Source organism: Chryseobacterium nepalense (assembly GCF_023195755.1).
GTDB classification, from domain to species: Bacteria; Bacteroidota; Bacteroidia; order Flavobacteriales; family Weeksellaceae; genus Chryseobacterium; species Chryseobacterium nepalense.
Map to the genome: position 1 here is coordinate 149,272 of NZ_CP096203.1, position 24,131 is coordinate 173,402.

Sequence of the window (24,131 nt, forward strand, 5' to 3'; positions counted from 1 at the left end):
ATCTTAGGAACCTTTAGAAACTGAAAAATTTTATAAAGCAGTCGCAGTATACGTTACTGTTTGCGTATAAGTTCCGGCCGGTTTACCTAAAATATCAGAAGAAGATGATTTAGCAGCTGGAATAGTATAGTCCAGATTCAGTGTTAATGCGCTTCCAAGTGGAGCATTTGCCACTAAAGTTTGATCAGCTGCAGATAAAACAACAGCGTTTTTTGTACCGCCCATGGTTCCGGAAGCTGCAGCAGCTTTAATAGTCAGAACATTTACAGGGATTACGTTGGTTCCATTCATGAAATTAGCACCTCCTGCTTTTACTTTTACATTGAAATTCTTAGTTGAAGTAACTTTTAAAGAGTTGGCTTTAGTAATCGTCTGATCAGAATTATAATCTGCTGCAGTAGCGTAGTTAAAGTCAACCGTATTACCGATTGCAGTACTTCCCGCATCAATAGAGATCACATCGTTCAGGGTAATGTTTACCGTTGTGGTTGCGGTAGTGTTTTGAGCCTGAATAGTGTTTGTTCCTAATACGAATGCTCCGATAGTTAATGCTGCGATTGCGATTTGCTTTTTCATAATGATATTATTTTTATTTTTTATTCTTATTTAATTGTTCTCTTTTGAACACTACAAATGTACAGCGGCAAAAAAAGTTTCTCTGTAGTGGAACATAGAAGTTCGTGTAGTGAAATCGCCACAAGTATTTATTTCATTGCTTTAAAAAGAAAAAGCCCCAACACTAAAAGTGTTGAAGGCTTATATAAAATTCCCTTTTGTTTTTTATTATAAAGCTGTCGCGGTATACGTTACTGTTTGCGTATAAGTTCCTGCCGGTTTACCTAAAATATCAGAAGAAGATGATTTAGCAGCTGGAATAGTGTAATCCAGATTCAGTGTCAATGCGCTTCCAAGCGGAGCATTTGCCACTAAAGTTTGATCAGCTGCAGATAAAACAACAGTGCTTTTTGTACCGCCCATGGTTCCGGAAGCTGCAGAAGCTTTGATGGTTAGAACATCTACGGGGATCAAGTTGGTTCCATTTATAAAATTAGCACCTCCTGCTTTTACTTTTACATTAAAATTCTTAGTTGAAGTAACTTTTAAAGCATTAGCTTGAGCTACCGTTTTTTCTGAGTTATAATCCGCTGCAGTAGCATAATTAAAGGCCACTGCGCCACTAATTGCAGTACTTCCCGCATCAATGGAGATCACATCGTTCAGGGTAATGTTTACCGTTGTGGTTGCGGTAGTGTTTTGAGCCTGAATAGTGTTTGTTCCTAATACGAATGCTCCGATGGTTAATGCTGCGATTGCAATTTGCTTTTTCATAATGATATTATTTTATTTTTTATTCTTATTTAATTGTTCTCTTTTGAACATTACAAATGTACATCGGCAAAAAAAGTTTCTCTGTAGTGGAACATGGAAGTTCGTGTAGTGAAATCGCCACACGTATTTTAGTTTATTATTTAAAAAGAAAAGCCCTCAACACAAAATGTTGAGGGCTTATATAAAATTTTCTTTTATTTTTATTATAAAGCTGTTGCGGTATACGTTACTGTTTGCGTTTAATTTTCTTCAGGTTTCACAAAAAATATCTATAGGTTGGTAATTTGTTATCATCGTTTTTGAGACAGATTTATATTGAAAAATTACTCTTTGCAAAAGAGTATTTATGATTCTATAATTCGAATTATTCCCTGTTAAATTATAAAAATTATCTTGTAACTCATGTAAGTATGTACTAATAGTCCAAGTATTTTTTGGGTACACCTTATTGCCCTATTAGTATTTCTGCCTGGCTAACCTTTAAAATATCAATCATCATTATAAATGATAATTCTTCCTGAAGTACATTGCTCTTTGTCGGTTAATATATATAAAATCAAAGGCCTCCCGTAGGAAGCCTCTGAAACACCAAATCACAAAATATTAATATGAAAAAAAGTTTCTTTAGAATTAGCAATTTATAAAGCAGTCGCAGTATACGTTACTGTTTGCGTATAAGTTCCGGCCGGTTTACCTAAAATATCAGAAGAAGATGATTTCGCGGCAGGAATAGTGTAGTCCAGATTCAGTGTCAAGGCGCTTCCAAGTGGAGCATTTGCCACTAAAGTTTGATCAGCTACAGATAAAACAACAGCGTTTTTTGTACCACCCATGGTTCCGGAAGCTGCAGCAGCTTTAATAGTCAGAACATTTACAGGGATTACGTTGGTTCCATTCATGAAATTAGCACCTCCTGCTTTTACTTTTACATTAAAATTCTTAGTTGAAGTTACTTTTAAAGAGTTGGCTTTAGTAATCGTCTGATCAGAATTATAATCTGCTGCAGTAGCGTAGTTAAAGTCAACCGTATTCCCGATTGCAGTACTTCCCGCATCAATAGAGATCACATCGTTCAGGGTAATGTTTACCGTTGTAGTTGCAGTAGTGTTTTGAGCCTGAATAGTGTTTGTTCCTAATACGAATGCTCCGATGGTTAATGCTGCGATTGCAATTTGCTTTTTCATAATGATATTATTTTATTTTTTATTCTTGTTTAATTGTTCTCTTTTGAACACTACAAATGTACATCGGCAAAAAAAGTTTCTCTGTAGTGGAACATGGAAGTTCGTGTAGTGAAATCGCCACACGTATTTTAGTTCATTGTTTAAAAAGAAAAGCCCTCAACACAAAATGTTGAGGGCTTATATAAATTATTGTTTGTTTTAATTACAATGCAGTGGCAGTATAAATTATTTTTTGCATGTAAGTTCCTTTAGGCTTTCCCAGAAGTACCTTTGATGCTTTTTCTGCCGAAATAGAATAGGCAATATTTAAAGATTGTTTTGCCCCTAAACTTGCGTTACTTACCAGAACCTGATCGTTTGTGGATAAGGTAACCTCATTCAGGGTTCCCGTTAAACTTCCGCCCGCTATTGCTTTTACCTGTAATACGTCTACCGGAATTACATTTGCGCCACTTACAAAGTTTGCGCCCTCAGATTTTACTTTTACATCGAAATTCTTGGAAGAAATAATGACTAAGCTATTGGGCACCGTCACATTTTTTGAAGAATTATAATCTGTTGTATTCACATAATTAAAATCCACAGTGCCTCCTGAAGCAACACTTCCTACGTCCATTGAAATAACATCGGCTAAATTAATGTTGACGGAGGTATTAACCTGATCAGAATTTTGTGCCAGAACTTGGTTGCTTCCTAAAACGATTGCTCCCCAAGACAACGCAGCGATAACAAATTGTTTTTTCATGATAGAATAAATTTAATGGAACTCTAATAAAATGATGCCATTCAATATAATTATACTGACAAATGTCATTAAAATCAAATCTAATAACATTATTTGACATGACCAAACCATTATTGTTATTTTTAACTGATTGTAATTCTGTGCGTTAAGCATATTTTCTTTTGAATCGGGATATTATCACTATTGTATTTCACTTTCAAATGATAAATAAATATAGATTTTTTTACAAAACAGAAGATAATCGATGAAACTTGTTGATACATTTATATACCATACTGTGGTACAGCCACAGAAATATTATTTCATATTACGGCTGCTTTAGACTGAAGAGTTGTATTTGGTTAAGTGTTACCAGGATTTTGTTAATTCTAATCGTATTTATCATTGCAATTTTGTACTTATAAAATAGGACAATGAAAATAGTATTAACAGGTTCTCTAGGGAACATAGGAAATCCGCTTACCCAATTATTGGTTGGGGCAGGACATCAGGTTACGGTGATCAGCCGCAGAAAGGAAAGAATACCTGAAATAGAAAATTTAGGTGCTGTAGCAGCCATAGGAAGCATACAGGATGTGGAATTTTTAACAGAAACTTTTAAAAATGCTGATGCGGTCTACTTAATGGAAGCATGGGAAGGTATGGGAAGTCTTTTTGATCAGGAAATCGATTTTCTGGCTGAATTTAAAAAAACAGCTCGGAACTATGTAAAAGCCGTTCAACAGTCAGGAATCAGGAAAATCATTCATTTAAGCAGTATCGGGGCACATTCAGATCAAGGCACCGGAAGTCTTTTGGTTCACTATCATGTTGAGCAGATTTTACAGACTCTTCCTGAAGATGTTTCCATAAAATTTATGCGTCCCGTGGGATTTTTCAGCAATATCTACCGCTGGCTTCCGGCAATACAATCTCAGGGTAAAATTATTCAAAGCTATGGAGGATCGCGCAAAGAACCCTGGGTTTCACCTTATGATATTGCTGCGACCATTGCAGACGAGATGGAAAAACCGTTCAGCGGCAGAACAGTACATTATATCGCCAGTGATGAGGTTTCTCCTGATGAAATTACCGCGGCATTAGGACAATCGATTGGGAATCCGGATTTGGAATGGAAAGTAGTTTCGAGTGAAGAATTATTGCATCAAATGATGTCTGCGGGCATTAATGAATGGATTGCCAAAGGAATGGTTGCCATGCAAAGAGCACAGGCAGACGGTAGCCTGTATGAGGATTTTTATGCCAATAAACCCACCTTCGGAAAAGTGAAGTTTGAAGATTTTACAAAAGAATTTGCTCAGAAATATAAAATATAAATATAAATTAAAATGAAAACAGCATTAATAACAGGAGCCAACAAAGGAATAGGCTTTGAGACCGCTAAACAACTTTTAGAAAACGGATATTTTGTTTTTATAGGAAGCCGTGATATTGATAACGGAGAATCTGCAGTGGAACAACTGAAAAAAGCAGGTTTCGCGCATACGGAAGCCATTCAATTGGATGTAACCGACGCCGGCTCAGTGGAAAAAGCAAAATCAGCAGTCAGAAGCAAAACCGATGTATTGGATGTGCTGATCAACAACGCCGGAATAAACGGAGGAATGCCGCAGGCAGCTTTGGAAGCGCCGGTTGAGTCTTTTCAAAAAGTACTGGATACCAATCTGTACGGTGTTATAAGAATGACCCAGACATTTATGGATCTTCTTAGAAAATCAGAGGAGCCGAGAATCGTCAATGTTTCTTCAAGCGGCTGTTCCCTCACGTTACATTCTGATCCCGACTGGATCTACTACAGTCATAAAGCAGCGGTGTATACCGCTTCAAAAGCCGCCATGAATATGTATACCATCAACCTTGCCTATGAGCTCCGTGATACCCCATTTAAAGTCAATGCAGTCTGTCCGGGATTTGTCGCTACGGATTTTAATAATCACCGCGGTACAGGAACTGTGAAAGAAGGCGGAAAAAGAATTGCAAAATATGCCATGATCGGGCAGGACGGGCCTACCGGAAAATTCATCAGCGAAGAATATAATCCCGAAACCGGGGAAACACCATGGTAATTAATTCACTATTTTTACAGAACCAATCAAACAAATGAAAAGCAACCCAAATCATTTTCATAAATTTCACTCGTTAACTGAATTCCATAAGATGTTCGGAGTTCCTAAACCTGAGCATCCACTGGTCAGTTTCATCCGTCTGGAAGATATGACCCTACCTGTTGAGGAGCTATCGGAAAATCTGATATTGGATTTTTACAAGATCGCCTATAAGGATACGATCGGAAGTGCCAAATATGGCCAGCATCATTATGATTTTGGTGAAGGTGGTCTGGTATTTACAGCTCCGGGACAGCTCTTTGAAAAACCTAAGAATAATAAGAGCAAAGGCTTCCTGATCCTGCTTCATCCTGATTTTCTGCTTTCCTATCCATTAGCAAAAAAAATCAGACAATACGGATTCTTTTCCTATGCAACGGATGAAGCGCTGCATGTATCAGAAAAAGAAAAAGAGACCTTATTTTCAGTATTTAAGATTATTGAGGAGGAGCTTAATAACAGAACAGACGATGTGAGTCAGGATGTGGTTGTCTCTCAGATCGAACTTCTTCTGAATTACAGCAGTAGGTATTACAAACGTCAGTTTATTACGTATAAGGCAGTTAATGACCGCCTCATTGATAAGTTTGAAAAAGTTCTTGACGTTTATTTTAATACTGATGAAGAGCTGCAGAACGGAATGCCAACGGTGCAGGATCTTGCTGATCAGCTAAACGTATCCGCAAATTACCTGAGTGACATGTTACGTTCTTTAACCGGATTCAATACACAGCAGCATATCCATAACAGATTCATTGAAACCGCAAAGAAAATATTATCCACTACGGATCTGTCGGTATCTGAAATTGCCTACCATATGGGATTTGAGTATCCGCAGTCCTTCACCAGATTATTCAAGAGTAAAACCAATCAGACTCCTTTGGAGTTCAGGCAATCATTTAATTAGACCGTCAGCAATTGTATTTATCAACCATTTGTTTTATGTCTTCGTAATCTGACGGTCGGTTCATCATCATTGTCTTATATAAATTAAAAAAGGTGAATCAACATGATTCACCTTTATATATAATCGTTTATTACTCTTCAATAAATGCTAAAAGATCTTTGTTAATGGTTTCATGCTCGGTAGTTGGCATTCCGTGAGGGAAACCGGGATAAGTAATCAGTTTTCCGTTCTTTAATAATTTAATGGATTTTAATGCAGCATTGGCAATAGGAACGATCTGGTCATCCTCACCATGCATCACCAAAACCGGAATATCCACCGCTTTAAGATCTTCACTTAAATCGGTCTCTGAAAACGCTTTAATTCCATCATAATGAGCTACGATTCCGCCCATCAGTCCCTGTCTCCACCAGTTTCTCTGAACACCGTCTTTTACATCAGCGCCTTCTCTGTTATACCCGTAAAAAGGAAAAGTAAGGTCATAATAAAACTGATTTCTGTTGTTCATGGTCTGATTTCTGATATCATCAAAAACCGACATCGGCACACCGTCCGGATTGCTTTCACTCTGCACCATCACAGGAGGAATTGCACTGATCAACACTGCTTTTTTAGCTCTTCCGTTGGCATATTTATTCACATAACGGATTACTTCACCACCGCCTGTTGAGTGTCCGATGTGTACCACATCCTTCAAATCTAAAAATTCAACCAATTCTGCAGCATCAGAAGCATATTGCTCAATGGTGTGGTTATAAATATTTTGGCTGGAACGTCCGTGACCTCTCCTGTCGTGAGCGATTACCCGGTACCCTTTTTTCAGAAAGAAAATAACCTGGGCATCCCAGTCGTCTGAAGATAATGGCCATCCGTGGTGAAACATCAATACCGGTCCTTCACCCTGGTCTTTGTAAAAAATTTCTGTTCCGTCTTTTAATGTAAGTGTACTCATAATATTAATTTTTTTATGTTGTTAATTGTTTTGTCTTATTTGTTTAGCAAATGTATGGAGGATAAAACAGGTAGAAATTAATCTAGTTTAACTTCGTACATTTTGATACAATTTTTATTAGGGGGCAGCTTATTGACATTTATCTAAAGCTGTTTGTTAATTTCTATGGCAGCTTTTCCTTGTGTAGATTATCCTGAGCTTGTGGAATGGTTTTCTCTTTTTTGCCATTACAGACATACTCAGATCGGACTGCAATTCGGGATTAATTCACATTTTCCCTTACCAGTTCGAGTAAATCTTCCGCACCGCCATTGAATTTATTTCCATTAATGAAAAATGAAGGCGTGCCGTTTACGCCGCTGATAATACCGCTCTCGAAATCTGAATCTACTTTCTTTTCCAGTTCGGGTTTCTGAATATCTTCTTTGAATTGAGAAAGGTTTAAACCTATTTTTTCTGCAAGCTGAAATAGAAAACTTTCATTCAGAGATTGCTGATTTTCATAAATGACATCATGCATTTCCCAGAATTTCCCCTGAAGATCGGCGGCTTCTGCTGCAATTGCGGCGGGTCTTGCATATGGATGCATTTCCGACAACGGAAAATTCCTGAAAACAAAGTTTACCTGACCTTTGAATTCTTTCATTAATTCTTTAAGAACAGGATAAGCGGCTCCACAATACGGACATTGATAATCGCCGTATTCTACAATGGTAAGGTCGGCATTGTCGTTACCTTGCGCATGGTCAGTTTTATTTACTGATGGTTTTAGTGACATAATTATTTTGTATTAAGTGTTTCTAAAGCTTCCAATATTCCGTCTGCACCAGGATTAATAGCCGTTGGTGACAGATAACTCCATTCGATGATGCCCTCTTTATTGATAACAAATAAAGCCCTTTTGCATTCTCCTTCCTCCTCATCATAAACGCCATACTTTTTTGCGGTTTCTCCTTTTGCTTCAAAGTCGGCAAGCAAAGGAAAATGCAGGTTCCGTGATTCTGAAAAAGCCAGATGACACCATTTGCTGTCCACAGAGATTCCGAATATTTCTGCGTCGTATTTTTTGAAGAATTTCAGCATTTCGTTGTACAATGCCATCTGATCACTGCAAACCGGGCTCCAGTCTGCGGGATAAAAGGCGAGAATAACATTTTTTCCTTTAAATTCAGATAATGTTATTTTCTGGTCTGGTGTAGCAAATAATGTAAAATCTGGGGCAACAGTTCCTTTTTGTAACATAATATTTAGTTTTTTGGGTTATTGAATTGAAAATCTACAACAAGTTAGCAATAAAATGGCAGGTAAAAGCAAATGCCAGTTTACCAATATATTAATTAAGACAGGAGCTACCGCAGCGCCATATAGAAATCCCGTCCACAATAGCGGAAGATTCCGTCATCATGGGTATGGAGTTCTTTTTTTCTAACTCATATTTAAAGCTTAAATTTTCAGTATGCATCCTATTACTTTTATGATTATTATTTACAGTTCTTAATTTCTATGGTAAAGCTACTTCCGAACCGGGTATTTTTTAGATCTTATTCGATGAGCAGGCAAAATCAGTCGTTGGGCTTTATATTGGTGTAGAAAATAGTGTTGTAGATGAATATCCGTTGTATTGAGAAGTTTATGATTTGAAGATAAATTTCATTCTCGATACATTTTTCTTCACTTTGTTACAAAAAAATACTCGAATTGACGAAGCAAATATCAAAATATTCAATACACAATTTGTAGATGAATTAAAAGTTATTTGGTTACAAACAAGGTATGCTAATTCTAAAAAGGCTGATTGTATTTGCCTGTCAATGCTTTGTTTTCGATACTTTTTGCAAAGTTGGGTGTTTCTTCGTGATTGTGCGCATCGGAAGCAGCTTGTCTGGAAGCGGCTGCACTTGCTAATTCAATGCCGTGTTCTTTCATATATTCGAACATTTCCGGCGTTGCCGTTGCGTGAATTTCGTTGGTGTACAAAGTCGTGTTATCATCGATTTTTGAGGCTTTCAGCTCCCATAAAACCTGTACCTTCGTTCTTCCGTTTTTGGTAATGGAATCAGATACTGACAGCATTCTGCAGTAATCTGGTCGATAGACGGTGGCTACATAATGCTGAACCATCAAAGCGTCTCCGATTGTTTCCACATTCAGCGAAACCGGCTCGCCATCGAAAGTGGTGGAAATAGCCGCTCCGATATGTTGGGTTGAGCATCTTTGATATTCGGCATCGGGTAAGTTTAATAACCAGTCTGCAATGTTAACTTTTTCGAATGGTGCATTAATAACAGCAGTTACACTTGAGTGAGATAATGCATTTTCTGATGTTTGTAGAATTTCCATAATGTTTGGGCTTTAATTATTGTATTAATTGTTGATGTAAAGCTACTGCCAACTTAGCGGGAAATCAGCTGGTGTTCGATGAACAGGCAGAAACTGTCGTTAGATAAGATCGAAAAATTAAAAAAGATAAAAAGGATGATGTTTTGGAAAAAAACGAAAAAATCACTGTAAAAACAGTGATTGGTCATATTAATGTTAAATGATATTATTTAAAAAGCCATTTTCTGATCAGCTTTATATAATTGGGCATTACAACGAAAACCATCAGGAAAACAATGGATGCAGAGATCAAAAGCCCGTCTGAATAATGATTTGCAGGGATTTTTAATAATCTTAAAAAGGGCAGGAGTAAGAGCGGAACCACTAATGATAAAGGATAAATGGCTGACCAGGTTACCAAAAACTGTTTCCATCGTACGGGAACCTTTGTTTCGTTTTCGTTCTCAAAAAGAAAATCGAGCCCGGATTTTATTTTGTAATGGTCATTTTTATGAAATAGGGGGTTGGCTTTTTCAATCAGTTTTTTTCTGTTATCGGAATCAATCCAGTTTTTGAGATTTTCAATCGTATCAAATCTGATAATCACAGTGTAAACAAAAGTTAAACCCTGGATCGGTCTGATGATCTGCCAATCAATAAAACCTTTTGCATGTCTGGTTAAAGGAACGATCTCATTGAGCCATTGCTCGTACTGTTGCTGTTTCCCATCCAGAATGTGATGCGAAATCACTACAGATGCCCCCTGATTTTCCATAACGATAGTTTTCTTTAATTAATAGTTTGTAAAAATAATTCTGCCTCGGAAACTGCTTTTAAAACAATCTCTTTTACATCTTTTAAAGTCTGTTTTGAAGCTGGGTTTTCTCTATTGGTTAATTCTAAAGTATTCAGTTTTTCCTCTAATAAAGGAAGTAATCCCATTATTGCAACACTGGATTTCAAATCATGTGCTCTGAGTTTTACGATCTTAAAATCTGTATTTTCATAAGCCGATTCCATTTCCTGCAAATGACCGGGAACTTTGTCTAAAAACTGCTTTGTGACCGTTCTTTCAAAATCTTGGTCACCATTGCTGACAGACTTCATATAATTAATGTCAATGTATTGATAAACAGGAATGGTTTCTTGGATTTTTAATTCATTATTTTTATTTTCTTTCAATCCGAAACCTGAAATTAATTTAAATAATTCATCTTCATTGACCGGTTTGGAAATATATCCGTTCATTCTCCGGCTCAGGCATCTTTCTCTTTCTCCGGCCATTGCATGTGCGGTCATTGCAATGACTGGAAGATTCAGATTCAATTCTTCGCGGATTTTTTGTGTTGCGGTATAGCCGTCCATTTGTGGCATCTGAATGTCCATTAAAACCAGATCACAGTCGTGATTTTTAAGATATCCTACTGCTTCCAGACCATTGTTTGCGGTGTCAAACTCAATGTTCCATTGTGACAGAAGATGCTTCATCAGACTTTGATTGATGGCGTTATCATCTACTACCAAAACTTTCAATGGTGTATTGGATCTGTCTTTAAAATATGTTGTATCATGAGAAGGAATTATGGCAATCTGTTCTTTCGCAATGGCATAAGGAATGAAAAAATGAAAAGTCGTGCCTTTTCCCTGTTCGCTTGCAACTTCAATATCTCCATTTTGTAATTGAATTAAACTTTTCACAATGGATAAACCAAGTCCCGTTCCTCCGTAATTTCTTGTTATAGAATCTTCACCCTGGTTGAATCTTTCAAAAACCTCGCTGAGTTTTTCTTTATCGATTCCGATTCCTGTATCTGAGACTTTAAAACCGACAACAACTTCGTTTTCGGTTTGATTTTTATTGTAAATCTCAATACTAATGCTGCCTTGCTGTGTAAATTTAACGGCATTTCCGATGAGGTTCACCAAAATCTGGGTTAGCCTCGTTGCATCACCATTCAGCGTATCCGGAATCGACGGATCTATTTTGCTGGAAATTGTTAATCCTTTTTCTTTTGCCCGTTCCACAAAAAAAGTTTCTACCGAATTTACCAGTCCGTTGATGCTGAATATTACTTTGGTAATGCGCATCATTCCGGCTTCGATTTTTGATAAATCCAGAATATCATTGATAATGGCCATCAGGTTTTCTCCTGAGCTTTGAATGGATGATACAAATTCTTTTGAAGTCTGATCCAAAGGTCTTTTCTGTAAAAGATTGGTAAAGCCCAAAATTCCGCTGAGGGGCGTTCTGATTTCGTGGCTCATATTGGCTAAAAAATTTTCTTTGGTTTGTGCAGCAACAGTAGCTTTTTTTTCTGCGATATCCAATTCCTGGATCAGCAATCTCTGACGTTTAAACTGGCGAAGAATATGAAAGCCAACGATGGATCCGCTCAAAATCAGTAAAATCAATAAAGAAATATCATATAACCTTGCCTTTTGACCCATTGTTTCGGTCTTTTTGCTGAGGTCTACCATATGAAATTTACGGCTTTCATAAATTTTTGCGGTGATTGTTGTGATTTCATTTGATATTTTTCTCGCTCTCGGGTTGGCAATGGAGGTCTGATCATCCATGTTTCCGAGTGTATGATAACGAAGCAATAATTTGTCTTTCGTGGTTTTCTTTTCCATAGCGAGAACACTCAGTCTGTGAATCAGCCTTTCCTCTTCTGCATCGGTGTTGTCTTTGGAAAGGGAGTCTAAAAAGTTTTCTATCTGGCTGATCTTTTGGTCGATTCCTTCAAGATGAGTAGTATCATTGGTTGCAATGGAAGCCCGGATTCTGCTTTCAACGCCTAAAATATCACGGTCTATTTCACGCAAATGATTGCTGGAACGCAATTCGTTAAGAAGTTTATTGTTATTAAGGATAAGCTCCTTCGTATTCTGCGCTGAATTGATTTGAACCGCGATTAACAGGAGAGAACCTGCAATAAATGTGAGGATGATAAAATAGCTGAATCTCCTGTTGTCCATTACTGAAGATATTTTTTTCATAAATGTTTTTCCTTGTTTTTAATGCATACTTCGACTCCGCTCGGTACTCGCAACGTTTTTTTTCTTATTATTGAAAATATTTAGTTCTAAAGGTACTTCGTCAAGCTTAGCATAAACTATTCACTCAGCAAGATTTAATATTAAGTTTATCATTCTGTAGGAATCTAACCGTGGATGCCGGGATTCCTACGGAATGACAAATACTGTTTTTATTTTGACGCTACTTTTTGTGCTGAATCTGCATCTTGGCTTGAGCGGAGCTCTTTTTGTTATTGCGATGCTGAACGGTTCAACAGATTGCTGCGTGAACTTAGCTCAGGATAAACTACAGACGGGTTAAGCTGCCCGAATAAAATTAAAAAACATTCATTCTGGTGTTGAGTGCTTTCCTGTATGCATCTGCAACCGGGATAAATTTTCCGTTAATCATAATTCCGCCGTCCTGAAGTGTATCTATCTTGCCGACTGAAACAATGTATGAACGATGAACCCTTATGAAATTGTCTTTCGGAAGGCGTTCTTCCGCCGTTTTCATTTTACCGTGGATGGTAAACATTTTTTCCCGGGTGTAGAACTTTACATAATCGCCCATCGCTTCGGCATAAAAAATGTCATCGAGCTTCAGTCGCCTTGTAATATTGGAATCCCTTACAAAAAGGAATTCATCTTTTGTGACTTCCACATTTTCTTTTCTGCTTTCCAGAATTGTCTGCGCTTTGCTTACTGCCTGTAAAAACCTTGCCGGTGTTATTGGTTTCAGAATGTAATCTGCAATATTCAGTTCAAAAGCTTCTAGTGCATATTCCTTATTGGATGTTGTGAAAATGATAATGGTACCTCTTCCCGAAAGATTCTTGGTAAGTTCAATACCTGTCATTTCCGGCATTTCGATATCGAGAAAAATCAAATCGACGTGATTAGACTGCAAGTGGTTGTAAGCCTCAATGGCATTGGAAAATTCGCTGACAATTGTGAGACTGGGAATTTGTTTTGCCAAATGTGAGAGTGTGGTTCTTGCAATGTCGTTATCATCTACGATGAGAGCTTTCATAAGGATATTTATTTATGGTTACACAAATATAATTATTCCTTTGTGTTTTCCCAATTTATCTGAAATACGAGCGGATCATCCAGGCCATTTCTTCGTGCGTTTCCATCAATCCTGTGATGAAATCACTTGTACCGTAATCTTTGAATTCTTCGGCAAAAGGAGTGATATTCCCTCTCAGAAATTCAATAATGCTTTCGTGGTCGCTTAATAGGTCTTTCATATAGCCTAAACCGTCGTTGGTTCTGTCGGTATATTCTGTAAGATGGGTTAATTCGAGATAGATTTTCATTGTTGCCGGCGCATAATGTCCTATTTTTCGCATGCGCTCTGCAACGCTGTCAATCAGCCCATCCAATTGTTTGTATTGCTCTTCGAAAAAGATATGGTTGGCATGAAAGTTATCCCCGGTAACGTTCCAGTGAGCATTTCTGGTTTTAATGTAAAGTACAGTTTCATCTGCTAATAATTTAGCCAATTGTTCTGCTACTGCTTCTGTGTTTTTTTCTGTGATTCCGATTTTTGTTTTCATAATAATATGATTTTAAGTTGTTTGTTTTACTGATGTAAAGTTCGATCGGAATACTTTTATTTTGAGATTATTTTCGATAAATCGGCAAAATGAGTCGTTGAATTTGATATTGAAGATTTTAAATGCCGGAAGAATCGTCATCAGCAGCTCCCGTTGTAAATCAAGGAACTAAGACCGGAACATTTGATTTTTTATTGAATTTCAACATTATACATACTTTCAATTAAGATGTTTGCTGAAAATTTTGAGTTCTTATTTGATTAGGCAATAATATACTTAGGTTACCGGAGTTAGGTAATATCATCATTAGATAAGCACATACCGGTCATACTATCTGTTTATAAAACAAGTAATGCCTTAGTATATCATTGCCTTTTTAATTAATTACAGTAGGAAACCCGCGGATTGGTACTGTTCCCACATTTAAACTGGTATTTAAACTGCAGGTATTTCGGCGTGGGATTATCTGTGACTTCAAGAGGATTCATTGTTTGTCCGTTATAAGAAGGCATGGTGACCTGCGCGGCAGAACCATTCCCCAAAGCAGTATTTTTTGCACTGCTGTTTCCATTGAAACTATAATCCATCATAGCATCCAAAAGACGGTACACTCCATAATAGTCCAATGCATCGAAAATTACTCTTGAACTTGGCATGGCGTGGTCTGTTACATAATTATATCCGTTAACAGTAGACGATTTAATATAAATAAAATCCTTTTCAGCATTAGGAATATTGATATTTTTAAAGATATCAATTGCCATCCTGTGATCGTTGACATCATCCTCATCATAGACCTGGGTGATCATTTTGGTATTGGAAGGAAAACTTTGTAATTGCTGTTGGGTACTTAATGGACTGTTCCAGTTAAAAGAATACCATGGAGCCATAGTGAAAAGAAAACGTCCATTTTGTCCCCATCCTTTCTCTGTAAATGCTTTGTAGGCCAGATCGATACTTGCTCCACCTCCAAAAGAGTGGCCCATAAAACCTACTTTCTGAGTGTCAATAATGTTAGGATAATCTGCAGCAGCCTTCGTGAATCCTTCCCACAGGGTCTGGTAACGATGGTCTACACTTACATCAATGGTACGGTAAGGCACAAATACTACCACGTAACCTTTCTTTGCAATGAATTTGTACAACTCTATATTATATTCTTTGTCTTCGCCACCGAACGGATGCGAAAAGAAAATGGTAGGTCTGGGAGAAGTAATCCCCTGAGGATGGAAAATTGAAACCTGTGTTCCCGGATACTCCGGATTATCAAAGTCAATTTCTGCCACTTCATAGCTTCCATCTGCACCGTATCCTGTTACAGGCTTTTGAATAGGTCCTTGAAGGCTGTTGCCAACCTTTGACTGGAGAGGTGCTGTTTCATAAGTGTCGGTTGCGCTCTGAGAGCATGCTGAGGTGGTAATAAATAAAATTATTATCCATGGATTTAATAGTTTTTTCATTTTCTTTTATTTTTAATATTTTGAATCATATGATCTTTAATATCCTCATATTTTTTATATTGTTCCTCGCTTAAAATTTGGCTGAGCATGTTAGATTTTTCTTTCTGTAGGGCTTTCAGTTTTCTAAATTTGGAGAGTTTGCTGCTGTTACTTTGAATAATAGGCTCATTCTTCCGGGCGTACTGAAGGTTTAGCGCGGAAATCTGCTGAGTTTGTGAAGCATTTAAGTTTAATTTAGTTGTCATCCACTCCGTCTGCATTTTTGCACGCTGTTCAGGGGTACTGTCCTTTAATTTACTTTTCTGTGCCGATAAGCCTGTACATGCAAGGCATATAAAAGCTGCTATAAGAAAAATCTTCTGTTTTTTTGTCTTTAGAATCATCCTGGAAATTTTAGTTTTTAATAAAACAAATGTAGTAATAGCAATAGTGTATGGTAAAATAAAAATGGGTGAACCGACTAAATCAGGTGGTAAAACAAATTATTGGTCCAGCCATTTTCTAAAAGTCATGGCTTTTGCCTTGCTGACGATGATCTGGTCCTGTGGTGAAGGATGAATTTTAATTAACAGCCTTCCGTTAAAAAAGTATTCCACGGCTTCTACGGCTTTTTTATTAATAATGAACTGGCGGTTAGCCCTGAAAAAAAGAGTAGGTTCAAGTTCATTTTCCAGCTGTTCCAGTGTAAATTCCATTATATATTGCCTGCCGTCAGACAAATGTGCATATACAATCTCATTGGCCGTATGGAACCAATTAATCTTAGCTGCTTCCACAGGGATAAGCCTGCCGCAATAATGTATAAGGAAAGATTTTCGATAGTGCTTCGTCGCATTTTGCAGCTTCTGAAGCAGAGATGCTTTTTCATTCTGTCTTTTTTCAGAATCAGCAGCAATTAAGATGTGATATTTAAATATCGTACGCGTTATTTCTTCTTTATCGAAGGGTTTTAACACGTAATCAATGCCATTGTTACGGAAGGCCTCAATAGCATAATCATGATATGCAGTAACAAAGATGACAGGCTTTTTTATGTTAACCTTTCTAAATATTTCAAACGATAATCCATCAGAAAGTCTTATGTCTGAAAATATCAGGTCATAATTATTATCATTTAAGGTAAACCACTCCGTTGCTTCTGCTATACTCTGCAAACATTTTGTGATTTGTATTTCCGGATTGATTTCTTTCAGGATGTATTCCAGATGTCTCGCGGTAGCAGGTTCATCCTCAATAATGATAATATGTATATTTCTTCTCATAATAAAGGAAGCTTTACGATGAAATATTCTGTCGTTTGATGGATCTCTATCTCTTGCTGATTTTGCAGCTTATATCTTTCATTTAAATTGGTAAGACCAATTCCGGCACCCTCTGTCTTGCTGATGGTGGGCTGGAGGTTGTTTCGGATGATAAGCCATCTGTTCCCTTCATAAATCTCTATGATTAAAGGATCTGAAAGTGTCGCTCTGTTATGTTTAACCGCATTTTCGATCAAAGGTTGCAGTGATAAATGAAGGATTTGCATTTGGATTAAATCTTTGCTGATATTGATATGAATCTGGAAGGTGTTTTCCAGCCGCATTGTTATGAGTTGGCTATAAGACTTTAAATGCTCAAGCTCCTTCTCAAGGGTTACCAGATTATTACCTGAATGAACCAATGTATATCTGAAAATTTTGGAAAGATGAAGGATATAGTTTTGGGCCAGACCAGGATTTTCCATGACTATGGCAGAAAGACTGCTCAGGGTATTGAAAAGAAAATGCGGATTAAGTTGTTCCTGAAGCAATTGAAGCTGAGTCTGAAGGTAAGCGGAATTAAGCTGCTCGTTAAGCATGTCTTTTTTTCTGCTTTCGCGCATCAGAAGAATGAGACGGATTACTACGGCAATCATGATGCTGCTTAGCAAAAACCTGGCAAAATACCCTCTGATTCTTCCTCCGGGAAGATGGAAGATTCCAAAAATAAAAGAATGGATCAAGCTTCCCAGGACAATTGCTGCAACAATAACCAGGGAATTACACAGGTAGAATTTCCAGTATTGTTTGTTTTCTCTAAAGACACTTAGAAATTTACCGTCGGAAAGATTAAGGTATAATAAAAAAAGGCAGAATAACATATTATACAAAAACTGGAAGCTATATTCCTCAATATTGAACTGCCAGTAACGGGCGATAATCCCATCACTGTTCAGTGCCATCAGTTTTGCAGAATTTACCATCAATGTGATCAAAAACGCACTGTAAATATATATTTTTCTCTCATTTTTATTCATTGGTACAAAGAAATGAAAATATTAAAATCATTGATATAATAAAATGACTGAAGCGGCAAAAGTTGATGTTGAAATAACATTGCAATAGGATGTAAATACTAATTTAAAAATCTTTTGGTTATTGTGAAAATGATAGTTTATGTAAACAATTTCAATAAACATTTTAGCCATGATTCCTTATGTACCTGAAATAAGCTTTCATTAAATATCAAACAGAAGCAAAGCCGATTGCTTAAAAACCATCAGAAGAAGATGTAGACTAGGTTCGCGGAAATATGAATATTTTGAGTTATATTTTTCATACCTTTAAACGTTGATAATATAGATATAAATGATCCACTTTTTCTCCGCATTAGGCACTGATGCAATTTTCGATATACTGAAGCAATCCAGTGATCCCACCGCAATCTATACCGGTGAGGATTTACGTATCCAGTTTGCGAATGATGCGATGCTTAAAATATGGAACAAAGATGAATCAATACGCGGCAAAAAGTTGGAGGAAGTGCTTCCTGAGCTGAATGGAGCGTCCTATTCAGATATCCTGCGGGACACCTGGCATTCGGGAAAAGCATGTGAGGTCCGCAACATACCGATAACAACTGAAGTTAATGGTAAAAAGATCACGCTATATTATGATTTTAAATATAAGCCGGTTGCTGATAAAGCCGGCAAGATCTATTGTATTCTGCATACGGCAAGTAATGTGACGGAAAGACAGCAGGCCTGGGAACTCCTTCGAAACCGGGAGGCTGAGCTCAACCTTGCCAATCATGACCTTTCATCCTTAAATCATGACCTCAGGTCAAGTAACGAAGAATTGACGACGGTCAATAGAGAATACATAGAAATGAACAGGAAGTTGGATCATGCCAATAAGGAAATTTATTTTTTAAGTGATCAGTTGAGAAAAGACAATTCCGATCTGTTGTCCGGCAAGACTGAAAATGAGAGCAATATCTCTGAGCTTACTTTGCAAAATAAAGAGCTTAATAGTCAGAATGATCAGCTAAAACATTTAAATGATACCATTTCCTTACTCAACGAAAAACTCACGACCAGTGAAATGAGTTTTCGTGACCTTATCACACAGTCGCCTGTTGCCATGATGCTTTTAAAGGGTGAAGACTACATGGTAACGATGGTTAATGTCGCTATGCTGGAGCTTTTGGGCAAAGATGTAACCATCATCGGGAAGCCTTTATTTAACGAATTTCCCGAGCTTAGAGGACAAAAAGCTGCGGATATGTTAGAAGATACTTACAAAAACGGCGTAAGGCATTCAGATGACGCGTCCCCTGTGATGATCAAAAAGGATGGTCAGCTGGAAGAAAGGTTTTTTAATTTCAGTTACACACCCTATGTTGAAAACGGAGTTATTACCGGGGTAATTGATATGGCTATTGATGTTACCTCACATGCTGAAGCTATAATCCGTTTGGAAGAAAATATCAGAGAAAAAGCAGAACTTGAAAATAGCCTAAGGGAGAGTGAACAACGATTGAGGTCGATATTGGAAACGATGGCAGAAGGTGTTGGTGTCATAGATGCATCAGGGCAGATGGTCTATGCCAATCCGATGGCTCAGCAGATTCTTGGTTTAAAGGAAACTGAGATCAAAACTCGTACTTATGATGATCCGCAATGGCAGAATCTGCGTATCGACGGAACACCTCTGCCATCTGAAGAACATCCCATGTCCATCATGATGAAGACACAGAAACCGCTCACTGATCATGAGATTGCCGTACAGCCTCCGAATGGTGATAGAATATACATTTCCATTAATGCGGCACCGATGTTTGATCAGAACGGTGTTCTTACCGGAGGGATAGGAACCTTTATGAATGTGACCGAAAGAAGGCTCATCGCACAAAGTAAAGATGATTTTATCAGCATCGCCAGTCACGAACTCAGAACACCGGTCACTGCACTGAAAGCATCATTACAGATGCTTCAAAAAAGGGGAATGAATTTGACCGAAGAAACTAAAGTAAGGCTTATAGATCAATCCGTAGTAAGCCTCAACAAGCTCACTATCCTGATGAACGATCTACTGGATACCAGCAGGCTTGAACAAGGACATCTGAAGATCGACAAGAAACCTTTTACACTGTCAGAATTGTTCGAGGAATGTTGCGCTAATTTTGCCCAGCAGACAGAAAGAAAAATCACTTTTGAAGGGGAGCTCCACGAAAAGATTGTTGCGGACAACCAGCAGATCGGACAGGTGATGGTCAACCTTATCAATAATGCCATTAAATATGCACCGGAGTCTGATATATTTATTAAGGCGGATCTGCTGGATGCTAAAGAGATGATAATCAGTGTTAGGGATAACGGTCCCGGAATCCCGAAAGAAAAGTTATCCAGACTCTTTGAAAGATACTACCGAACGGACTATCAGGGGCAAAAATTTTCAGGACTTGGCCTGGGACTTTTTATCTGTGCCGATATCATCAAGAATCACGGTGGTTCTATCGGTGTCGAAAGCGAGGTTGGACAAGGCTCAACTTTTTGGTTTACCCTGCCAGTGTAGTATTTAAAATCTATTTTAATATAGTTATGATGAAATAATTTGGAGAGCCAGCAGGTACTGATTGACTACTGCAATGGCTGTCCAAAGGTGATCAGATTGTTATCAGGATCCAGTATCGAAAACTCTTTTTGCCCCCAGTGCTTTTTTTTCAGATGGCCAGCAGGATGGATTTCAATATTATTTTTAAGAAAGGATTCATAAGTCGCATCGATTTCTGTACATCGGATGTAGATCTGCCCATAATTTTCAGATGGTATCAGCGCTGCAAATTCAAAAAAATGGATTTCCAAACCATCTTTCTTCAACATCAGGTATCCCTGGAAATCATTTTCAGAGACTTCAAATCCCAATTTGGCGTAGAATGTTCTGGTTATTTCTTTATTGCGCATCGGCAATTTTGGAATTACTGCTGTCATCATATTTTTTTCTTCAAAATTGATGATAATATATTAAACTCACACTTGATCGAAATCAAAAAGTAATATTAGCCCGCACTCTGCTCAGCGTTTCAGGTCTTATTTTCAGAAAAGAAGCGATCATGGATAGAGGGAACGTTTGTATCAGTTGTGGCTTTGTTTGCAATAGATGATTATATTTCTCAGCAGGACTCATATTTTCATTATAAAAATCCATTTTTAAATTGGGCGCATTGAGAAGTTTGTTAAATTGCAAAAACCTCTGCGAAACTGCAATAAGCTCATGGAGATCCTGAAGCTTAAGTTCACGAACTTCGGACTTTTCAAAAGCCTTTAAAGTTGCTTTTGCCGGTTGCTGCATCACCAGACTCTGAAGATTTATTGCCCATTCGCCTTCAACGTGCAGATCCGTAATAATTTCTTCTTCAACATACTCATTCCTGTAATACTGATAAAAAGAACCTTTGACAATGTAAAACAATGATGTTGAAATACTCCCGGATTCATCTAATATTTCATTCTTATCCAAATACCTCGTATAGAGTTGGTTATCCAAAAAATGCATTTCAGCATCAGAGAAATTTCCGAGTTGTTTCAGCATGATGAACTTTTTATTATTAGCAAATATAAGATGTGTCGGATGTATTTTGAATGTAATATATCAATAAATAGCATGGCTAAATAATAATATTGAAATTACTTTTCATCTGAGGTTTCCCGTCGAATGAGTTCACAGGGAGATTTTGACATTTTCGTAATTTTAGGATCTTTAGCAATAACTTTCTCCAAAAAATCCCGGTTCTGATCTCCCCAAATGTTCATCGCATCAATGATGGGCATTAAAGACCAGCCAATTTCGCTAAGTGAATATTCTACTTTAGGAGGTAACTGCGGATAGATTTTCTTTTCTATTATCCCGTGTTCTTCAAGTTCTTTCAGCTGTGCGCTCAGGACCCGGCGTGTTGCGTCAGGCAGTGTTCTTCCAATTTCACTTGGACGTTTTATATTCATAGAAATTGCATTAAGTATCGCAGGCTTCCATTTGCCGTTGAGTATTTCCCGGGTAAGATGCAGCCCGCAGTCAATGGTAAGAGGAATCTTTCTTTCGTACATAACAAAAATTTATACAAAAATACATCATATCAACCAATAAGTACATAGGGATAAATTTATCACCAGGGTCTTAATTTATCCATTATTGTTCTTTAGTTCGCATTACTCGAAATTTGTCAGTCATTAACATTAAATAGAAAAATGGAAAATACATTATCACCTCTTTTAGAGGAATATCAATTAGGAGATCTGAAATTAAAAAACAGAGTAGTAATGGCATCACTTACCCGCGGAAGGGCGACTAATCCGGAGCTGATTCCTACACCGATAATGGCGGAATATTATGCGCAGCGGGCTTCTGCCGGACTGATTTTATCAGAAGGAACATGGGTGAATCCACAGTCTATCGGCTTTATTAATGTCCCGGGAATTTATACCCAGGAACAAGTTGAAGGATGGAAAACTGTAACGAAAGCTGTGCATGATAAAGGGGGGGTAATTTTTTCGCAACTGGGACATATTGGTGCAGGAGCACATCCTGATCTGCAGAAAGGTGAGCTTCCTGTGGGACCTTCCCCAGTGAATATACAGTCGCAGTCTTTTACGCCGGAAGGTTTTAAAGATACCGTAACGCCGCGCGAAATGACAGCTGCAGAAATCCACAGTACCATACAGGATTATAAAAAAGCTGCTCAAAATGCAAAAGAAGCTGGTTTTGATGGGGTTGAGGTGCATGCTATAGCCGGTATGCTCATTCCGCAATTTCTTAGTATTGCCACCAACAGGCGTACCGACGAGTATGGAGGAAGTCTTGAAAACCGTGCCCGGATAATCTTTGAGATTCTGGATGCGATTATCGAAGTCTGGGACAGCAGCCGGGTGTCCATAAAATTTTCTCCGGTAATGATAAGTCATGTGGGAATCGTACAGCCGGACGAAGAAACAATTCCGCTATTTAAATATATTTTGAAAAAACTGGATTCTTATAATTTGGCTTTTGTACATATTGTAGGGCCTGCTGAAGATTTATCAGGTACTCCCGTAGATCAGTTGCAGGAAGATTATTTCGCTCATTTTCGAAACAATTACAAAGGCAGAATCATGGCTAATCTGGGATTTTCCAAGGAAAGCGGAAATAAAATTCTAAGCGAAGGAAATGCGGATTTTGTATCTTTTGGAGAACCTTTTATTGCAAATCCGGATCTTGTTGAACGGTTTAAGCATAATGTACCGTTATCACAAAGCGACAGAGATACTTATTACACCGGAGAGGAAAATGGATATATTACCTATCCTAAAGCATTAATTACTGAATAGGAATTATAAATAATAAAGTAATGCAAATGTTATTAGAGAGAAGTATTTGTAACTATTTAATTATGAATAAATCTTTTGAAGAAGGAATCATTAATTAATGATTCCTTTTCTTATAATTCGTTAGAAATAAACCCTTTTCAGAACTCTTTGAAAAATTATTGCTGAATTCCCAGAAGAAACGGGCATTTTTTCTTGCCTGCTCATTGGTGAAATGTTCATATTCAATCCTGTAAATTGAACTAAACAAACGGGAACGTCCAACCCCGTGATGACAATGAATCAGAACAGGGTAGTTTTTGGGATCATCCATTATCTTTAAAAACTTCTTCACGGTACTGTCTTGGGGAATCTGGTCGGTAGGAAGGTTAAAATAATGTACATTTGCTATCTTTCCCGCTGCGGCCGCTTCAGTATTGACCTGCTTTTTAGTTTCAGGATTAAGTTCTGTCTGTTCTGCACCGTCACGTAAATCGATAATGGTTTTTATATGATGATCATTGATAACATCAGGCAGTTTATCCGGAGGAATAACACCGGAATTATAAACTTTATTTTCCGAGATCGTTACCAGATTGTAGCGAATTTTTTTCTGATAAAAAGCAAAAGCTAAACCAAGGAACAATACCGTAATCAATGAAATAATTGCAATTTTCATCTTTTTAGATTTAAAAATTCTGCTCATAGGCTGAAGTTGTCAAATTTTGAAATTTATGGTTGCTAAGATACTATCTTATAATTAAATATCCGGACTTTACATCATGTAAGAAATTTTCATGATTTTTTTGATAAGAAGTAAATAATTAACGCGGAAAATGTTAGACCGTGATAATTTTCACCTGATATTTCAAGGTAAAGTTAATTTGCTTGTGATGTTTTGTGTTTTTTACTGTTTGTGGTATACTTTTAATCCCTATATAGGCTCGTCTTTTTCTCTATTTTTGTATTTT

At 37.4% G+C, this 24,131-nt stretch carries 25 protein-coding genes; 5 read left to right on the plus strand and 20 right to left on the minus strand.

Annotation, left to right across the window (positions count from 1 at the left end; all coding sequences use genetic code 11):
* Nucleotides 1–30: 30 nt before the first annotated feature.
* The 4 genes from M0D58_RS00590 to M0D58_RS00605 all read right to left on the minus strand — a co-directional run bounded on the left by M0D58_RS00590 (nucleotide 31) and on the right by M0D58_RS00605 (nucleotide 3,258).
* Complete coding sequence (locus M0D58_RS00590) at nucleotides 31–576, minus strand: peptidoglycan-binding protein LysM (protein ID WP_248392674.1); 546 nt, start codon at nucleotides 574–576, stop codon at nucleotides 31–33.
* Between the two features lie 207 nt (nucleotides 577–783).
* The gene (locus M0D58_RS00595) at nucleotides 784–1,329 is read right to left on the minus strand and encodes a peptidoglycan-binding protein LysM (protein ID WP_248392676.1); all 546 of its coding nucleotides are present in this window, start codon (nucleotides 1,327–1,329) and stop codon (nucleotides 784–786) included.
* 638 nt (nucleotides 1,330–1,967) lie between these two features.
* Entirely contained in the window at nucleotides 1,968–2,513 is a 546-nt protein-coding gene (locus M0D58_RS00600; RefSeq protein WP_248392682.1) for a peptidoglycan-binding protein LysM, read from the minus strand.
* A 202-nt stretch (nucleotides 2,514–2,715) separates the two neighbouring features.
* Nucleotides 2,716–3,258 (minus strand): peptidoglycan-binding protein LysM, encoded by a 543-nt coding sequence (locus tag M0D58_RS00605; protein WP_248392683.1) that lies wholly within the window; start codon nucleotides 3,256–3,258, stop codon nucleotides 2,716–2,718.
* A 413-nt stretch (nucleotides 3,259–3,671) separates the two neighbouring features.
* On the opposite strand from M0D58_RS00605, the gene M0D58_RS00610 reads away from it, so the two are divergent.
* Genes M0D58_RS00610 through M0D58_RS00620 form a run of 3 tightly spaced genes read left to right on the plus strand, consistent with a single transcriptional unit; the run spans nucleotide 3,672 to nucleotide 6,270 of the window.
* Nucleotides 3,672–4,574 carry an NAD(P)H-binding protein gene (locus tag M0D58_RS00610; protein WP_248392684.1) on the plus strand — a complete coding sequence of 301 codons (903 nt, stop codon included), beginning with the start codon at nucleotides 3,672–3,674 and terminating at the stop codon, nucleotides 4,572–4,574.
* Nucleotides 4,575–4,586: 12 nt separating this feature from the next.
* Nucleotides 4,587–5,324 (plus strand): SDR family oxidoreductase, encoded by a 738-nt coding sequence (locus tag M0D58_RS00615; protein ID WP_248392685.1) that lies wholly within the window; start codon nucleotides 4,587–4,589, stop codon nucleotides 5,322–5,324.
* A gap of 34 nt (nucleotides 5,325–5,358) precedes the next feature.
* Nucleotides 5,359–6,270 (plus strand): helix-turn-helix domain-containing protein, encoded by a 912-nt coding sequence (locus M0D58_RS00620; RefSeq protein WP_248392687.1) that lies wholly within the window; start codon nucleotides 5,359–5,361, stop codon nucleotides 6,268–6,270.
* Between the two features lie 130 nt (nucleotides 6,271–6,400).
* Here the strand turns inward: M0D58_RS00620 and M0D58_RS00625 are convergent, their stop codons facing one another.
* From M0D58_RS00625 to M0D58_RS00680, 12 genes are all read right to left on the minus strand, one after another.
* The gene (locus tag M0D58_RS00625; protein ID WP_248392691.1) at nucleotides 6,401–7,222 is read right to left on the minus strand and encodes an alpha/beta fold hydrolase; all 822 of its coding nucleotides are present in this window, start codon (nucleotides 7,220–7,222) and stop codon (nucleotides 6,401–6,403) included.
* A 262-nt stretch (nucleotides 7,223–7,484) separates the two neighbouring features.
* Complete coding sequence (locus M0D58_RS00630) at nucleotides 7,485–8,000, minus strand: DsbA family protein (RefSeq protein ID WP_248392693.1); 516 nt, start codon at nucleotides 7,998–8,000, stop codon at nucleotides 7,485–7,487.
* A 2-nt stretch (nucleotides 8,001–8,002) separates the two neighbouring features.
* Nucleotides 8,003–8,464, minus strand: coding sequence for a redoxin domain-containing protein (locus M0D58_RS00635; protein WP_248392695.1), 462 nt, complete (start codon nucleotides 8,462–8,464; stop codon nucleotides 8,003–8,005).
* Nucleotides 8,465–9,004: 540 nt separating this feature from the next.
* Nucleotides 9,005–9,562 carry a hypothetical protein gene (locus M0D58_RS00640; RefSeq protein ID WP_248392697.1) on the minus strand — a complete coding sequence of 186 codons (558 nt, stop codon included), beginning with the start codon at nucleotides 9,560–9,562 and terminating at the stop codon, nucleotides 9,005–9,007.
* A 205-nt stretch (nucleotides 9,563–9,767) separates the two neighbouring features.
* Nucleotides 9,768–10,316 (minus strand): putative antibiotic biosynthesis monooxygenase, encoded by a 549-nt coding sequence (locus tag M0D58_RS00645; RefSeq protein ID WP_248392699.1) that lies wholly within the window; start codon nucleotides 10,314–10,316, stop codon nucleotides 9,768–9,770.
* Between the two features lie 14 nt (nucleotides 10,317–10,330).
* A complete protein-coding gene (locus M0D58_RS00650; protein WP_248392701.1) occupies nucleotides 10,331–12,541 on the minus strand; it encodes a hybrid sensor histidine kinase/response regulator in 2,211 nt (736 codons plus the stop codon).
* 355 nt (nucleotides 12,542–12,896) lie between these two features.
* Nucleotides 12,897–13,592, minus strand: coding sequence for a LytR/AlgR family response regulator transcription factor (locus M0D58_RS00655; protein ID WP_248392703.1), 696 nt, complete (start codon nucleotides 13,590–13,592; stop codon nucleotides 12,897–12,899).
* A gap of 55 nt (nucleotides 13,593–13,647) precedes the next feature.
* A complete protein-coding gene (locus tag M0D58_RS00660) occupies nucleotides 13,648–14,121 on the minus strand; it encodes a Dps family protein (RefSeq protein WP_248392705.1) in 474 nt (157 codons plus the stop codon).
* A gap of 380 nt (nucleotides 14,122–14,501) precedes the next feature.
* Nucleotides 14,502–15,581 carry an alpha/beta hydrolase family protein gene (locus tag M0D58_RS00665; protein WP_248392707.1) on the minus strand — a complete coding sequence of 360 codons (1,080 nt, stop codon included), beginning with the start codon at nucleotides 15,579–15,581 and terminating at the stop codon, nucleotides 14,502–14,504.
* Entirely contained in the window at nucleotides 15,578–15,964 is a 387-nt protein-coding gene (locus M0D58_RS00670; RefSeq protein ID WP_248392709.1) for a hypothetical protein, read from the minus strand. The genes M0D58_RS00665 and M0D58_RS00670 overlap by 4 nt, the downstream gene beginning before the upstream one ends.
* 99 nt (nucleotides 15,965–16,063) lie before the next feature.
* The gene (locus tag M0D58_RS00675) at nucleotides 16,064–16,843 is read right to left on the minus strand and encodes a LytR/AlgR family response regulator transcription factor (RefSeq protein ID WP_248392711.1); all 780 of its coding nucleotides are present in this window, start codon (nucleotides 16,841–16,843) and stop codon (nucleotides 16,064–16,066) included.
* Nucleotides 16,840–17,859 carry a sensor histidine kinase gene (locus tag M0D58_RS00680; RefSeq protein WP_248392712.1) on the minus strand — a complete coding sequence of 340 codons (1,020 nt, stop codon included), beginning with the start codon at nucleotides 17,857–17,859 and terminating at the stop codon, nucleotides 16,840–16,842. The genes M0D58_RS00675 and M0D58_RS00680 overlap by 4 nt, the downstream gene beginning before the upstream one ends.
* 331 nt (nucleotides 17,860–18,190) lie before the next feature.
* Here M0D58_RS00680 and M0D58_RS00685 point away from each other — a divergent pair, with 331 nt between their 5' ends.
* A complete protein-coding gene (locus tag M0D58_RS00685) occupies nucleotides 18,191–20,398 on the plus strand; it encodes an ATP-binding protein (protein ID WP_248392714.1) in 2,208 nt (735 codons plus the stop codon).
* 65 nt (nucleotides 20,399–20,463) lie between these two features.
* Here M0D58_RS00685 and M0D58_RS00690 read toward each other — a convergent pair whose 3' ends face one another.
* The 3 genes from M0D58_RS00690 to M0D58_RS00700 all read right to left on the minus strand — a co-directional run bounded on the left by M0D58_RS00690 (nucleotide 20,464) and on the right by M0D58_RS00700 (nucleotide 21,927).
* Nucleotides 20,464–20,817 (minus strand): bleomycin resistance protein, encoded by a 354-nt coding sequence (locus tag M0D58_RS00690; protein WP_248392716.1) that lies wholly within the window; start codon nucleotides 20,815–20,817, stop codon nucleotides 20,464–20,466.
* Between the two features lie 52 nt (nucleotides 20,818–20,869).
* Complete coding sequence (locus M0D58_RS00695) at nucleotides 20,870–21,415, minus strand: Crp/Fnr family transcriptional regulator (protein ID WP_248392718.1); 546 nt, start codon at nucleotides 21,413–21,415, stop codon at nucleotides 20,870–20,872.
* Between the two features lie 95 nt (nucleotides 21,416–21,510).
* The gene (locus tag M0D58_RS00700) at nucleotides 21,511–21,927 is read right to left on the minus strand and encodes a winged helix-turn-helix transcriptional regulator (protein ID WP_248392720.1); all 417 of its coding nucleotides are present in this window, start codon (nucleotides 21,925–21,927) and stop codon (nucleotides 21,511–21,513) included.
* A 141-nt stretch (nucleotides 21,928–22,068) separates the two neighbouring features.
* On the opposite strand from M0D58_RS00700, the gene M0D58_RS00705 reads away from it, so the two are divergent.
* A complete protein-coding gene (locus tag M0D58_RS00705) occupies nucleotides 22,069–23,184 on the plus strand; it encodes an alkene reductase (protein ID WP_248392722.1) in 1,116 nt (371 codons plus the stop codon).
* Nucleotides 23,185–23,278: 94 nt separating this feature from the next.
* Here the strand turns inward: M0D58_RS00705 and M0D58_RS00710 are convergent, their stop codons facing one another.
* Nucleotides 23,279–23,839 (minus strand): dual specificity protein phosphatase family protein, encoded by a 561-nt coding sequence (locus M0D58_RS00710; protein ID WP_248392724.1) that lies wholly within the window; start codon nucleotides 23,837–23,839, stop codon nucleotides 23,279–23,281.
* Nucleotides 23,840–24,131: the final 292 nt, after the last annotated feature.

What these genes read in the sequence shown, in the direction of transcription:
- M0D58_RS00615 (WP_248392685.1), top strand. Translation starts at nt 4,587, where the DNA reads ATGAAAACAGCATTAATAACAGGAGCCAACAAAGGAATAGGCTTTGAG.
- M0D58_RS00635 (WP_248392695.1), bottom strand. Translation starts at nt 8,464, where the DNA reads ATGTTACAAAAAGGAACTGTTGCCCCAGATTTTACATTATTTGCTACA.
- M0D58_RS00665 (WP_248392707.1), bottom strand. Translation starts at nt 15,581, where the DNA reads ATGAAAAAACTATTAAATCCATGGATAATAATTTTATTTATTACCACC.
- M0D58_RS00610 (WP_248392684.1), top strand. Translation starts at nt 3,672, where the DNA reads ATGAAAATAGTATTAACAGGTTCTCTAGGGAACATAGGAAATCCGCTT.
- M0D58_RS00685 (WP_248392714.1), top strand. Translation starts at nt 18,191, where the DNA reads ATGATCCACTTTTTCTCCGCATTAGGCACTGATGCAATTTTCGATATA.
- M0D58_RS00620 (WP_248392687.1), top strand. Translation starts at nt 5,359, where the DNA reads ATGAAAAGCAACCCAAATCATTTTCATAAATTTCACTCGTTAACTGAA.
- M0D58_RS00675 (WP_248392711.1), bottom strand. Translation starts at nt 16,843, where the DNA reads ATGAGAAGAAATATACATATTATCATTATTGAGGATGAACCTGCTACC.
- M0D58_RS00590 (WP_248392674.1), bottom strand. Translation starts at nt 576, where the DNA reads ATGAAAAAGCAAATCGCAATCGCAGCATTAACTATCGGAGCATTCGTA.
- M0D58_RS00660 (WP_248392705.1), bottom strand. Translation starts at nt 14,121, where the DNA reads ATGAAAACAAAAATCGGAATCACAGAAAAAAACACAGAAGCAGTAGCA.
- M0D58_RS00625 (WP_248392691.1), bottom strand. Translation starts at nt 7,222, where the DNA reads ATGAGTACACTTACATTAAAAGACGGAACAGAAATTTTTTACAAAGAC.
- M0D58_RS00695 (WP_248392718.1), bottom strand. Translation starts at nt 21,415, where the DNA reads ATGCTGAAACAACTCGGAAATTTCTCTGATGCTGAAATGCATTTTTTG.
- M0D58_RS00700 (WP_248392720.1), bottom strand. Translation starts at nt 21,927, where the DNA reads ATGTACGAAAGAAAGATTCCTCTTACCATTGACTGCGGGCTGCATCTT.
- M0D58_RS00600 (WP_248392682.1), bottom strand. Translation starts at nt 2,513, where the DNA reads ATGAAAAAGCAAATTGCAATCGCAGCATTAACCATCGGAGCATTCGTA.
- M0D58_RS00595 (WP_248392676.1), bottom strand. Translation starts at nt 1,329, where the DNA reads ATGAAAAAGCAAATTGCAATCGCAGCATTAACCATCGGAGCATTCGTA.
- M0D58_RS00640 (WP_248392697.1), bottom strand. Translation starts at nt 9,562, where the DNA reads ATGGAAATTCTACAAACATCAGAAAATGCATTATCTCACTCAAGTGTA.
- M0D58_RS00645 (WP_248392699.1), bottom strand. Translation starts at nt 10,316, where the DNA reads ATGGAAAATCAGGGGGCATCTGTAGTGATTTCGCATCACATTCTGGAT.
- M0D58_RS00605 (WP_248392683.1), bottom strand. Translation starts at nt 3,258, where the DNA reads ATGAAAAAACAATTTGTTATCGCTGCGTTGTCTTGGGGAGCAATCGTT.
- M0D58_RS00655 (WP_248392703.1), bottom strand. Translation starts at nt 13,592, where the DNA reads ATGAAAGCTCTCATCGTAGATGATAACGACATTGCAAGAACCACACTC.
- M0D58_RS00690 (WP_248392716.1), bottom strand. Translation starts at nt 20,817, where the DNA reads ATGATGACAGCAGTAATTCCAAAATTGCCGATGCGCAATAAAGAAATA.
- M0D58_RS00670 (WP_248392709.1), bottom strand. Translation starts at nt 15,964, where the DNA reads ATGATTCTAAAGACAAAAAAACAGAAGATTTTTCTTATAGCAGCTTTT.
- M0D58_RS00630 (WP_248392693.1), bottom strand. Translation starts at nt 8,000, where the DNA reads ATGTCACTAAAACCATCAGTAAATAAAACTGACCATGCGCAAGGTAAC.
- M0D58_RS00680 (WP_248392712.1), bottom strand. Translation starts at nt 17,859, where the DNA reads ATGAATAAAAATGAGAGAAAAATATATATTTACAGTGCGTTTTTGATC.
- M0D58_RS00705 (WP_248392722.1), top strand. Translation starts at nt 22,069, where the DNA reads ATGGAAAATACATTATCACCTCTTTTAGAGGAATATCAATTAGGAGAT.
- M0D58_RS00650 (WP_248392701.1), bottom strand. Translation starts at nt 12,541, where the DNA reads ATGAAAAAAATATCTTCAGTAATGGACAACAGGAGATTCAGCTATTTT.
- M0D58_RS00710 (WP_248392724.1), bottom strand. Translation starts at nt 23,839, where the DNA reads ATGAAAATTGCAATTATTTCATTGATTACGGTATTGTTCCTTGGTTTA.